Consider the following 11,717-nt stretch of genomic DNA (forward strand, 5'->3'; position numbering starts at 1 on the left):
TATAGCGCTGTACACCGCCAACGGACAGACATCAGCCCCGCAGTTTGAAATGACGTACGCGCACCCCGGCAAGCCCCAGCCAGGTAAAATACACGGCCATGGCGGCAATGATCAGGCCCATCAGCATGGCAAGGCGCTGCTCGATCCCCCATGAGAGCCACTGATGCCAGTCGGGGGTGAACCACCAGAGCCCGCCGGTGAGCAGCACACAGCCCACCAGAAGCTGCAGGGAGAGTCGGCCCCAGCCGGGCTGAAAATGCAAAACGTCGCGCTTTAACAGACCGCGCCCCAGAAGGATCGCATTGAGCCAGGCCGACATCGCCGTGGCCAGCGCCAGCCCGGCATGGGCAAGCGGCCACATCAACATCAGGTTAAAGGCCATGTTGGCGACCATGGCAATGATGCCGATCTTGACCGGCGTTTTCGTATCCTGACGCGCGTAGTAGCCAGGCGCCAGCACCTTGATCAGCATGAAGGCTACCAGCCCGAGGGCATAGGCCCGCAGGCTCTGGGAGGCCATGACGATATCGTGATCGGTCATCGCCCCGTAATGAAAGAGTGTGATCAAAAGCGGCTCGGCCAGCACGATCAATGCCAGCGCTGCCGGTAGCCCGATCAGCAGCACCGCACGAATGCCCCAGTCGATCATGCGAGCAAAACGATGTGGATCATCGCTGGCATGCTGACGCGACAGGGCCGGCAGGATCACGGTGCCGATCGCGATGCCAAACACCCCGAGCGGTAGTTCCACCAGACGATCGGAATAATAAAGCCAGGAGACGCTGCCGCCGACCAGTATCGAGGCCAGCACGGTGTCGAGCAGCAGATTGATCTGTGACACCGACACTCCGAACATGGCCGGCCCCATCAGGCGCAGAATGCGGCGAACACCGGTGTGGCGAAAGTTGGGACGCAGCCGCGGCAACAGCCCTAGACGCATTAGAAACGGAATCTGAAACAAAAGCTGCGCAACGCCTGCAATCAACACGCCCCACGCCAGCGCCATGACCGGAACCTCCAGCAGCGGCGCAAGCCACAGCGCCGCTCCGATCATCGACAGGTTCAAAAGCACCGGCGTAAAGGCCGGTACGGCAAAGCGTCCGTAGCTGTTAAGCACGCTGCCTGAAAAGGCCGTCAGCGAAATCAAAAGCAGATAGGGAAAGGTCAGGCGCAGCATCTCGGCGGTCAGCGCCAGCTTGCCGTGACCGTCGTCATGAAAGCCGGGCGCAAAGACCCAGACCAGCCAGGGCGAGCAGAGCACCGCCAGTACCGTAATCCCCAGCAGTACCACGGCAAGCGTGCCGGCCGTGGCATCCAGAAGCTCTCTGACCTCCCTGCGCTCGCGCTGGGAGGCGTACTCTGACAGCACCGGCACGAAGGCCTGATTGAAGGCGCCTTCTGCAAACAGGCGGCGCAGAAAGTTGGGAATTCTGAAAGCGATGAAAAAGGCATCGGCCCCGCTGCCGGCGCCAAAGAACGTGGCCACCACCACATCGCGCGCCAGCCCCAGCACCCGTGACAGCATCGTCATGACGCCCACGACCATGCCCGAACGCAGTAATCCGGCGCCCTTTGACCTGCTTGCTTCAGCACTCACGAGATGCCATCTCCCATCCTGAAAGGGGGCACATGATGCCCCGTGTCATCCATCGCCACACGGCCTGAATACGCAAAAAAACCGGCCGAAGCCGGTTTTTTTGCAGATGCTGCTGTCTACAACAGGACGTTGCCCTGTTATCAGGCAGCCAGCGCCTTGATACGCGCATTCAGACGGCTCTTGGTACGAGCGGCGCGATTCTTGTCGTAGGCGCTCTTGTCAGCGATGCGGTCGATTATACGCTGAGCAACACGGAACTCGGCCATGGCGGCGCTGTGATCGCCGGTGCTGATCGCCTTGATGACACGCTTGATGTGCGTGCGCACCATGGAACGCTGGCTGGCATTTTTCTGGCGGCGGCGCTCTGACTGGACGGCGCGCTTGCGAGCCTGACGGGTATTGGCCATCGTCTACTCCCTGGAGTGTTGACGTTGATGAATTTTGATAAAAGCGCCTCTTGGGTGGGCACCTTCACAAGAGAGGCGGCATTCTAGCAGCGCCCATAAGGCAATACCAGCCCCGGATCAGGGGTCGCGAAGAATCACCATGTTGTCACGATGAATGAGCTCGGGCGCCTCGATATAGCCCAGATGCGCCACGATGTCATGGGTCGGCACACCCAGAATCCGCCCGGTGTCCTGGGCATCGTAATTGGCCAGCCCCTTGGCAACCGGCTCGCCCTCGCCATCGACACACAACACCATGTCACCGCGGCGAAAACTGCCCTCGACCGCCGTGACACCCACCGGCAAAAGGCTGGAGCCACGCTGACACACGCGTGCCACGGCGCCCTGATCCAGCGTCAATGTACCGCGCACCTGCAGCTGCCCGGCCAGCCAGCGCTTGCGCGCCGTCATCGGCGCATGCTCGGGCACCAGCAGCGTACCGATGTTCTCGCCATCAAGCAGACGCGACAACACCTGCGGCTGGCGACCGCTGGCAATCAGCGTCAGCGCCCCGGAGCGCGCGGCAAGCCGGGCCGCACGAATCTTGGTGGCCATGCCACCCCGTCCCAGCTTGCCACCATCGCCGGCCACGGCCACCCAGCGCGGGTCGTCCGCCTTGCCCTCGCTGATCAGCTGTGCATCGGCATCCTTGCGGGGATCGGCATTATAAAGCCCCTCCTGATCGGTCAGGATAATCAGGGCATCGGCCTCCAGCAGATTGACCACCAGCGCGCCCAGGGTGTCGTTGTCACCAAAGCGAATCTCGTCGGTCACGACCGTGTCGTTTTCGTTGACGATCGCCACCACGTTTAGATCGATCAGGGTGCGCAGGGCCGAGCGGGCATTAAGGTAGCGCTTGCGGTTGGACAGATCATCGTGCGTCAAAAGGATCTGCGCGGTACGAATGTCATAGCGGGCGAAATGATCCTCATAGCTGCGCACCAGCCCGGTCTGCCCCACGGCCGCGGCGGCCTGCAGATCATGCAGTGCACTCGGTCGCACCTGCCAGCCCAGCCGGACCATGCCCTCGGCCACGGCGCCGGAGGAGACCAGCACCACCTCGACACCGCGTCGATGCAGCTCGGCAAGCTGATCCACCCAGCCACCAATGGCCGTTTCATCCAGCCCGCGCCCGTCGTTGGTCAACAGCGCACTGCCGATCTTGACCACCACACGACGCAGCCGTGTGACCTGACTGCGACTGCCCGCTACCGCCTGCTCCATCATCGTGCTCTCCGGATCCGGTCTCATGCCCGGCAGGACTCAGGGCTTGTATTCCACTTCGACATCGAAATCATCATCGTCGAAGTCATCGTCATCACCATCACCATCACCGCTGTCGACATCGCGACGCTGGCGCCCGGCCATGAAGGCCAGACGCGCCTCGGTGCGTGCCACGGCCTCGGCTTCCATCCGCTCGCGAATGGCCCGCGTGCGCGCGGCGAAATCTTCATCGTCCTGCTCAAGCCGGCGCTGCTCGACAAGCCAGCGATGCACGGCCTGCACCAGCTCATCCGTGCCCTGCCCGGCAATGGCAGAGATGCGAAAGATCGGGCCGTCCCAGTTCAGCCGCTCGACGATGCGCTCGAGCATGGCTTCGCGCGCGTCATCATCGACCAGGTCGCACTTGTTGAGCACCAGCCAGCGCGGACTTTCGGCCAGCGTCGGCGAATACTGCTCAAGCTCGTGAATGATCTTTTCGGCCGACTCGACCGGATCGCTTTCATCAAAGGGCGCCACATCGATGACGTGCAGCAACAGGCGCGTGCGGGTCAGGTGCTTGAGAAAGCGAAGCCCGAGCCCGGCACCGTCGGCGGCGCCCTCGATCAGCCCCGGCACATCGGCCATGACAAAGTGTTCATGCAGCCCCAGCTTCACGACACCGAGATTGGGCACCAGCGTTGTAAACGGATAGTCCGCCACCTTGGGACGCGCGGCCGACACGGAGCGGATCAGTGTCGATTTGCCGGCATTGGGCATACCCAGCAGACCGACGTCGGCCATCAGCTTGAGCTCAAGGCGCAGCTCACGACGCTCGCCCTCGCCCGAAGGCACGCTCTGACGCGGCGTACGGTTGGTCGAGGACTTGAAATGTACGTTGCCCAGACCACGACGCCCGCCCTGTGCTACTCGGAGCTCCTGGCCCACGGCGGTGATGTCGCCGATGACCTCGAGGGTTTCGACATCGATCACGGTCGTGCCGACCGGGACCTGTACGAACAGGTCCTCGCCCTTGCGGCCGTTCATCTGACTGCCGCGGCCGGGCTGGCCGTTGGGCGCCTTGTGAAAGCGCTGAAACTTGAAATCGATCAGCGTATTGAGCGACTCATCACCGACCAGAATGACGCTGCCGCCGTAACCGCCATCACCACCGTCCGGCCCGCCGCGCGGTACGTACTTTTCACGGCGAAAGCTGACGCAGCCACTGCCCCCGTTACCGGCGGCCACCGTGATCGAGGCTTCATCGACGAACTGCATGCCACTACTCCCGGCGACTCGTCGCCCTGTATACAAAAACCGATTATCGAAAAATAAAGAACTGTCGTTCAGGCAAATGCCGATGGCGAGCGTATAACGCCCGGCATGCCACAACCGCCCGTGAGTCTGATGTACCAATAGACCCACATGATAAAAAAAAGCCCCGCCTGAGCGGGGCTTTTTAAGCAGTCAGCGGTCTCAGGCGGAGACGATGCTGACGTGCTTGCGCTTTTTCGGACCCTTGGTCTCGAACTTCACCTGACCGTCGCGAAGTGCGAACAGGGTAAAGTCACGACCGACGCCGACGCCTGTACCAGCGTGGAAACGAGTGCCACGCTGACGAACAATGATGCTGCCGGCAGAGGCTTCCTGACCACCGAAGAGCTTGACGCCGAGACGTTTGGACTCGGAATCGCGACCGTTACGGGTACTACCTGCGGCCTTCTTGTGAGCCATGAGTATGACCTCCTGAAAATGCGGAAAACGCTTACGCAGTAATTCCGGTGATTTTGACTTCAGTGTACCACTGACGGTGGCCCTGACGCTTCATGCTGTGCTTGCGGCGACGGAACTTGAGGATATGAACCTTCTCGCCGCGGCCGTGAGAGACGACCTCTGCCTTGACAACAGCGCCTGACACCAGCGGTGCACCGATCTTGACGTCGTCACCGCCGACCATCAGCACCTGATCGAAATCAATGCTGTCACCAGTGGCCACATCCAGTTTTTCCAGCTTGAGGCGCTGGCCTTCCTGGACGCGATACTGCTTGCCGCCGCTTTTGATTACTGCGTACATGGAATTCTCCAATTGACTCATCCGGTTGGCTGCTTCATCGACCTGTGGCAAGTGGCCCAAAAGCCTCGTCAATCAATGAGGTCGAGCCATCTTACAGGGAGCACGATGAGTTAAGGGCGCGAATTATAACCGCGTGCGCGGGGCAACTCAAGGCCCGGCATGATGCATCTTGACGCCCATGAAGGGGTTACCTAGCATACCGGGCATCCATGTCGCTTCGACGCCCAAAGGGCCTTCGAGAAGACTGCCCGGCAAACCCAAGCACCCTGTTGTCCTGCCGGCCCGGGCCCATGCCTGCAGGGACTAGAAGCCCGAGGTTCACTGTGAACAGCCAAGTCGTTTCACCCAGCGTCTCCAGGACCCATGAACCCGTCATGGAAGACTTCGCAGCTGTTGACCGCACCATCCGCGCGCAGCTTGCCTCCCACGTTCCCCTGATCGAAACGATCGGCAACTACATCATTGAAAGCGGTGGCAAGCGCGTGCGGCCGCTGCTGGCCCTGCTATCGGCCAGAGCGCTGGGTTATGAAGGCCACCAGCACATTACGCTGGCCGCCCTGATCGAGTTCATGCACACCTCGACGCTTTTGCATGACGATGTGGTCGATGAGTCCCACCTGCGACGCGGTCGTGCCACGGCCAACGACACCTGGGGCAACGCCCCCTCGGTGCTGGTCGGTGATTTTCTCTACTCGCGCTCGTTCGAGATGATGGTCGAGGTCGGCTCGATGCCGATCATGGCCGTTTTGTCCAACGCCACCTCCATCATTGCCGAAGGTGAAGTCCTGCAGCTGACCAATATCGGCAACGCCGACATTGATGAAGCCGCCTACTTCGACACCATTCAGGGCAAGACGGCCATGCTGTTCGAGGCCGCCTCCCATACCGGCGCCATGGTGGCCGAGGGCAGCGAGGCCCAGATCGAGGCGCTCAAGCTTTATGGGCGCTATCTGGGGCTTGCCTTTCAGCTTATCGACGATCTGCTGGATTATCAGGGCAACGCCACCGAAATGGGCAAGAACGTGGGCGATGATCTGGCCGAGGGCAAGCCGACCCTGCCCCTGATTCGTGCCATGGCCGTGGGCAGTCCGGCGCAGGCCAGCGTGGTGCGCCGGGCCATCGGCGAAGGCGGTCTGTCCTACCTCGACGAAGTACTGACCATCGTGCGCGATACCGGTGCGCTGGAGTACACCCGATCGCGTGCCCATGAGATGGTGGATCGCGCGCTTGAGCAGCTCACGCTGCTGCCGCCCTCCCCCTATCGCGAAAGCCTGGAACTGCTGGTGCGCCAGGCCGTGGATCGTCATGCCTGACAGGGGCTTGCATTCACGAAAACACGCAGTATAATGCGCACCGTCATGACGAACTCGTGACACTCGGAATATAGCTCAGCTTGGTAGAGCGCTGCCTTCGGGAGGCAGAGGTCGTAGGTTCGAATCCTGCTATTCCGACCAAGTATTCAAGGCGCCTGTCTTCACCGACAGGCGCTTTTTTTATGCCCGGATATCGGTCTGCTCCAGCCGAGCGCCTGGACACCGGGGGCTGGCGATCTCCCTGCGAGGCGCTATGCTGGCCCCATCGATATTCATGACTGGAGGTCCCATGAACGATAGCCTGCTTCCCGATCAGCAGCCTGCCAATGTTCACCACCTGCGCGTCGGCGAGATCGTTGTTTCGACGCTGATGGATGCGTACATGCAGGGGTCGCTGGAGCTGATTCAGCACCTCGACGCCTCACGCGCACAAGCGCTTCACGAGCAGAGCCTGCGCCCCACTCCGCCGCGTATCACGCTTAACGCCTATCTGCTGCACATCGGCGATCAGCGCGTGCTGGTGGATACCGGCTTCGGTGCCCTGGCCGATGAAGAAGGCGCCCGCCTGTCGCAGGGGCTGGCCGATATCGGCGTACTGCCCGAGGCCATCGATATCGTACTGGTCACGCATCTGCATCCGGACCATATCGGCGGACTGATAACGTCAGATGATCAACCGGCGTTTGCCAATGCGCGCATTCTGGTGCCGGGCGAGGAGCTGGATTTCTGGCAGCAGCAGGCACCGGCTGAAGCCTCCGACATGTTTTCCCAGCAGTTTGACGTGGCCCACCGCGTGCTCGAGGTCAATCGTGACCGGATCGAGCGCATCGATAATGACCGGATCATGGATGGCGTGACCCGCGTGGCGCTGCCGGGGCATACTCCCGGCCACAGCGGCTATCTAATCGAATCCGCCGGCGAGCGGCTGCTGCTGTGGGGCGATATCGTGCATTTGCCGCATATTCAGTTGCCCGAGCCCAACGCCGGGGTGCTTTTCGACGTTGACGGCGAACAGGCCTTGGAGACGCGTCGTGAGATTCTCGCGCGCGTTGCCGAAGAAAAACTCATGGTGGCCGGTCACCATCTGGACTTCCCCGGCATCGGCCATATCGTGAAAGACACGCAGGGCTATCGCTTCCTGCCCCATGTATGGTCGCCCACGCTCTGATGGGCGCCACACGCCCCGGTCATGGCCGGGGCGTGCTCATCAATTTCTTTCAAGCGCCCCCTGCAACGGCGCTTTTGTGACACCTGCCAGCTCACGGCCCACATGGGCTGCAAAGTCGATCAGCTGACACCGGTCGCGATAACTCATCCTGCGCGGCGTGTGATCGATAATACAGACCGCACCGAGCGGCTCTCGCTGCGGCGAATGAATCACGGCACCGGCATAAAACCGCAGCGCCATCTCGCCGGTGACCAGCGGGCTGTCGCGAAAACGCTCATCCCGGGTGGCATCCTCGACCACCATGATGCGTGACGCCCTGATCGCCTGACTGCAGAAGGTCATCTCGCGAGGCACCGCCTCGATGCCTTCCAGACCGACTTCCGATTTAAACCAGACCCGGGAATCATCCACCAGCGAAATCATCGAAATCGGCACATCAAAATCACGGCTCAAAAGCCGCGTAATGACGTCAAAACGCTCCTCGCGCGGTGTGTCCAGCACGCCAAGCTCTTTCAGTACGGCCAGCCGCCTTTCTTCCTGTTCCCGTTTCCAACGCCTGTATCCATCCGGCACGTCAACGCTCCTTCAGAGCAGCGCCCCCGGCCTTCAGCCCTCCGGCGCTCTGTTATCGTCACCCCACACCCTGTGGCGTCTCTATCGACCGGACCGGACGTAACTGAATCCCGCCGCGAGAATTTCAGGACACGTTCAGGCCTGTCCCTGACCGGCATCCAGCGATTGAAGGCTTGCATCGACATAGAGCCTGCGCAGGGCGCCTGCGACAGCCCCTGGCCGGCCCTTGCCCACGACGCGTTGATCGATCGACACCACCGGATATAACAGCGAGGTCGCCGAGGTGACGAAAGCCTCCCGGGCGTTTTGCGCCTCCTTGATGGTAAAGCCGCGCTCTTCGACCTTCATGTCGTTTTGACGGGCAAGCTGCATGATCGCCCGACGCGTAATGCCGTGCAGAAGCGAGCGCGACAGTTCACGGGTGATCAGCGTGTTGTCGTGATCGACGATCCAGGCGTTGCTGGAGGACGCCTCGGTCACCAGCCCCGACTCCACCAGCCAGGCATCATCGGCACCGCGTTTTTTGGCCTCCATCTTGGCCATGGATGGATACAAAAGCTGAACGGTCTTGATGTCACGGCGTCCCCAGCGCATGTCCGGCAGGGAAATAACGTTGAGGCCACGCTCGGCCAGCGGGCTGTCGATGATCGCCTTTTGCTGGGTAAACGCCACCAGCGTGACCGGCGTGGACGCCTCGGGATAGGCAAAGTCCCGATCCGCGACGCCACGGGTGACCTGCAGATAGACCAGCCCTTCCTCGAGGGCGTTCTTGTCGATGAGCTGGCGGTGAATGTCGCGCAGAGCGTTGTCGTTGAGCGCGAGATGCATGTTCAGCTCGTTGAGCGAACGGTGCAGACGCGCCACGTGCCCCTCGAAATCCACCAGCCGGCCGTTGAGTACGGCCGTGACTTCGTAGATGCCGTCGGCAAACAGAAAGCCGCGATCAAATACCGAGACGCTGGCTTCACTTTCCGGCACGTACCGGCCGTTGACGTAGACTGTTCGAGACATGAGCCCTTCCGCTGTACGTTGTCCTGCGCCATGGGTTCGCAGGTGTTGCATCGTTGTCAGGCCATTGCCACGGCCCGGTCTTCTGATCATATCAGTGCCGTCGAGGCGCTGCGCGATGAGACGCCGCACCCGCCGCTTTCCCGGCGATCACCGGAACCGGCCCGAACAGGTGCAACCGATGAGGCGGATGCGTAAAATACGCGCCGCGGCCCACCCGGGCCTGTATTCATTCCCCCTGGTCCGCCCCTTGCGAGGGCGACTGCCTGGAGAAACGCATGACACATCCTGATACACCCGATGAGGGCCCCATCGTGGTGGCTGCCCTCTACAAGTTTGTCTCCCTGCCTGATTATGAGGCCCTTCGTGAACCGCTGCTCGGCGCCATGCGCGACCGTGACGTCAAGGGCACGCTACTGCTGGCCGAGGAAGGCATCAACGGCACCGTCTCGGGCACACGAGACAGCATCGACGCGTTGCTGGACTGGCTCAAGGGCGACCCGCGGCTTGCCGATCTCGAGCACAAGGAGTCCCGGGCGCAGGCGCAGCCGTTTTACCGCACCAAGGTCAAGCTCAAGCGCGAGATCGTGACCCTGGGCGTGGAGGGCGTGGACCCCAACCATCGCGTGGGCACCTATGTTGAGCCCGAGCAGTGGAACGATCTGATCAGCGACCCGGAAGTGCTCCTGATCGACACGCGCAACGACTACGAGGTCGAGATCGGCACGTTTGAAGGCGCCGTGGACCCGAAGACCCGATCGTTTCGCGAGTTTCCCGAGTATGTGCAGGCGCATTACGATCCGGCAAAACACAAAAAGGTTGCCATGTTCTGCACCGGCGGCATTCGCTGTGAGAAGGCGTCCAGCTACATGCTGGCGCAGGGATTCGAGGAGGTGTATCACCTCAAGGGCGGTATTCTGAAATATCTGGAAACGGTACCCGAGCAGGATTCACGCTGGCGCGGCGACTGCTTCGTGTTTGATAACCGGGTCACCGTGCGTCATGACCTGAGCGAGGGCGAGTTCGATCAGTGCCACGCCTGCCGGCGCCCCATTTCTGCCGAGGATCAGCGCTCCCCCTGCTACGAGCCGGGCATCAGCTGCCCGCACTGCTGGGACAATCTGCCCGAGAAAACCCGCGCCGGTGCCCGCGAACGCCAGCGCCAGATCAAGCTGGCAAAAGCGCGCGGAGAAGCCCATCCCATCGGACGTGACCCGCGTACCAATCAGAACAGCTGATCGCGCTCAGGCAAGTCTTCGCTCGACCGCCCACTTTCGGGCGGTCACGCTGCAGGCCGACGTCAGCCTGCCCCTCTCCCGCAACACCCTTTCTGTTTGATCTTTCCTCGCGCGAGGCAATAAGCCCCATGTCGTGCGTACCGCCCCGCCCGTGAGCCTCCAATCCGGGTTCGACCTGAAATTAAAATAATATTAAGATTAACGTTAGCAGGTTAACTTTTTTGTCGTATCTGGCTTTTCCCTTCTTGTCACTGACCTGCGCAGTGCAGCCCCGGTATCAGGTGTTTCATGGTATTTCGTCATTCCTTTTCGTCTCGACAGGCACCCTCTGTCGAAACCTCAACGTCAGATGACCGGGAGCAAGGCCTCGCCACCGCCGGTGAAGGGCCCATCGATACCCCGGACACCGCCGCCAACGAGGCCTGGCGTGACGCCGGTCCATCTCGTGCGCCTGATACGGCCGAACAGGAAGTAACCCTTCAGCAGGCCGGCGGCCTGCTCAAGGCCGACGTGATACTGACCGCCCATCGCGGTGAAACCGTCGTATGCAAGGATTACAGGCGCTGGCAGCACACGGCTCTGGCACCGCTGGCGCGCTATCTGATGAAGCGCGAGGCGCGCATGCTCAGACATCTCCGCGACTGGGCACACGCACCGGATTTCAAGGGATTTGCCGGTCGCTACGCTTTTTACATGTCAGCCGTTGACGGGATGGACCTCGGCGAGGCCTACCGACGCAGCGTTGCGGTACGCTACGGCGAGATCCAGCGCATGATGGGCGAACTGCATCGCTTTGATGTCACCCATAACGACCTTCGCTGGACCAACATCCTGGTCCGCTACGATGGTCGTCTCGTTTTGATCGATTTTGCCTCGGCCTTTCATGCCACACCGCGCAGCCCCCTGCGCCCCGTCATGAACCGGCTGCGCCGCAGCGACATGGCCGGCACCCTCAAGTTCAAGCGTCGGCTGACCGGGCGGGCGCTGACGCCTACCGAGCAGCGCCTGAAGGCCACTCCCCGCTGGCTGTCGCTGCTGCGACGGGGCTGGAAACATCAGGTACTGCCGCGCCTCAAGGGACGCTGAGTGGGCGCAGGCAC

12 protein-coding genes and 1 tRNA gene are annotated in these 11,717 nt (G+C 61.6%); 5 read left to right on the forward strand and 8 right to left on the reverse strand.

Translation table 11 applies throughout. The annotated features are described in order from the left end of the window. Window positions 1–31: 31 nt before the first annotated feature. The 6 genes from murJ to rplU form a co-directional block, all read right to left on the reverse strand. The gene (gene murJ / locus ACXMYO_RS10450; protein WP_438768453.1) at window positions 32–1,546 is read right to left on the reverse strand and encodes a murein biosynthesis integral membrane protein MurJ; all 1,515 of its coding nucleotides are present in this window, start codon (window positions 1,544–1,546) and stop codon (window positions 32–34) included. A gap of 191 nt (window positions 1,547–1,737) precedes the next feature. After that, a complete protein-coding gene (gene rpsT / locus ACXMYO_RS10455) occupies window positions 1,738–2,004 on the reverse strand; it encodes a 30S ribosomal protein S20 (RefSeq protein WP_457808659.1) in 267 nt (88 codons plus the stop codon). 117 nt (window positions 2,005–2,121) lie between these two features. Further along, window positions 2,122–3,267: a glutamate 5-kinase gene (gene proB, locus ACXMYO_RS10460; protein WP_457809487.1), complete on the reverse strand. Its 1,146-nt coding sequence runs from the start codon at window positions 3,265–3,267 to the stop codon at window positions 2,122–2,124. 39 nt (window positions 3,268–3,306) lie between these two features. Further along, a complete protein-coding gene (gene cgtA, locus ACXMYO_RS10465; protein ID WP_457808660.1) occupies window positions 3,307–4,521 on the reverse strand; it encodes an Obg family GTPase CgtA in 1,215 nt (404 codons plus the stop codon). A 198-nt stretch (window positions 4,522–4,719) separates the two neighbouring features. Next, window positions 4,720–4,977 carry a 50S ribosomal protein L27 gene (gene rpmA / locus ACXMYO_RS10470; protein WP_299260449.1) on the reverse strand — a complete coding sequence of 86 codons (258 nt, stop codon included), beginning with the start codon at window positions 4,975–4,977 and terminating at the stop codon, window positions 4,720–4,722. Between the two features lie 31 nt (window positions 4,978–5,008). After that, a complete protein-coding gene (gene rplU, locus ACXMYO_RS10475) occupies window positions 5,009–5,317 on the reverse strand; it encodes a 50S ribosomal protein L21 (protein WP_438768457.1) in 309 nt (102 codons plus the stop codon). Between the two features lie 374 nt (window positions 5,318–5,691). On the opposite strand from rplU, the gene ACXMYO_RS10480 reads away from it, so the two are divergent. The 3 genes from ACXMYO_RS10480 to ACXMYO_RS10490 all read left to right on the forward strand — a co-directional run bounded on the left by ACXMYO_RS10480 (window position 5,692) and on the right by ACXMYO_RS10490 (window position 7,798). After that, window positions 5,692–6,630, forward strand: a complete 939-nt coding sequence (locus ACXMYO_RS10480; protein WP_438764498.1) for a polyprenyl synthetase family protein — start codon at window positions 5,692–5,694, stop codon at window positions 6,628–6,630. Between the two features lie 64 nt (window positions 6,631–6,694). After that, window positions 6,695–6,771, forward strand: a tRNA-Pro gene (locus ACXMYO_RS10485). Between the two features lie 148 nt (window positions 6,772–6,919). Then, window positions 6,920–7,798, forward strand: coding sequence for an MBL fold metallo-hydrolase (locus ACXMYO_RS10490; protein WP_457808661.1), 879 nt, complete (start codon window positions 6,920–6,922; stop codon window positions 7,796–7,798). A 39-nt stretch (window positions 7,799–7,837) separates the two neighbouring features. Here ACXMYO_RS10490 and ACXMYO_RS10495 read toward each other — a convergent pair whose 3' ends face one another. Both ACXMYO_RS10495 and ACXMYO_RS10500 read right to left on the reverse strand, forming a co-directional pair. Further along, window positions 7,838–8,371 carry a GAF domain-containing protein gene (locus ACXMYO_RS10495; RefSeq protein ID WP_457808662.1) on the reverse strand — a complete coding sequence of 178 codons (534 nt, stop codon included), beginning with the start codon at window positions 8,369–8,371 and terminating at the stop codon, window positions 7,838–7,840. Between the two features lie 135 nt (window positions 8,372–8,506). Further along, on the reverse strand, window positions 8,507–9,382 hold the full coding sequence (locus ACXMYO_RS10500; protein WP_457808663.1) for a D-amino-acid transaminase: 876 nt from the start codon (window positions 9,380–9,382) through the stop codon (window positions 8,507–8,509). Between the two features lie 275 nt (window positions 9,383–9,657). Here ACXMYO_RS10500 and trhO point away from each other — a divergent pair, with 275 nt between their 5' ends. Further along, window positions 9,658–10,617, forward strand: coding sequence for an oxygen-dependent tRNA uridine(34) hydroxylase TrhO (trhO, locus tag ACXMYO_RS10505; protein ID WP_457808664.1), 960 nt, complete (start codon window positions 9,658–9,660; stop codon window positions 10,615–10,617). A 288-nt stretch (window positions 10,618–10,905) separates the two neighbouring features. Beyond that, a complete protein-coding gene (locus tag ACXMYO_RS10510; RefSeq protein WP_457808665.1) occupies window positions 10,906–11,703 on the forward strand; it encodes a lipopolysaccharide kinase InaA family protein in 798 nt (265 codons plus the stop codon). Window positions 11,704–11,717: the final 14 nt, after the last annotated feature.

It is taken from the genome of Kushneria sp. EE4 (assembly GCF_977968315.1).

Coding starts and splice junctions, on each gene's coding strand:
- rplU (WP_438768457.1), bottom strand. CDS start 5,317: ATGTACGCAGTAATCAAAAGCGGCGGCAAGCAGTATCGCGTCCAGGAA.
- ACXMYO_RS10510 (WP_457808665.1), top strand. CDS start 10,906: ATGGTATTTCGTCATTCCTTTTCGTCTCGACAGGCACCCTCTGTCGAA.
- ACXMYO_RS10480 (WP_438764498.1), top strand. CDS start 5,692: ATGGAAGACTTCGCAGCTGTTGACCGCACCATCCGCGCGCAGCTTGCC.
- proB (WP_457809487.1), bottom strand. CDS start 3,267: ATGGAGCAGGCGGTAGCGGGCAGTCGCAGTCAGGTCACACGGCTGCGT.
- ACXMYO_RS10490 (WP_457808661.1), top strand. CDS start 6,920: ATGAACGATAGCCTGCTTCCCGATCAGCAGCCTGCCAATGTTCACCAC.
- trhO (WP_457808664.1), top strand. CDS start 9,658: ATGACACATCCTGATACACCCGATGAGGGCCCCATCGTGGTGGCTGCC.
- rpmA (WP_299260449.1), bottom strand. CDS start 4,977: ATGGCTCACAAGAAGGCCGCAGGTAGTACCCGTAACGGTCGCGATTCC.
- rpsT (WP_457808659.1), bottom strand. CDS start 2,004: ATGGCCAATACCCGTCAGGCTCGCAAGCGCGCCGTCCAGTCAGAGCGC.
- murJ (WP_438768453.1), bottom strand. CDS start 1,546: ATGGTCGTGGGCGTCATGACGATGCTGTCACGGGTGCTGGGGCTGGCG.
- cgtA (WP_457808660.1), bottom strand. CDS start 4,521: ATGCAGTTCGTCGATGAAGCCTCGATCACGGTGGCCGCCGGTAACGGG.
- ACXMYO_RS10500 (WP_457808663.1), bottom strand. CDS start 9,382: ATGTCTCGAACAGTCTACGTCAACGGCCGGTACGTGCCGGAAAGTGAA.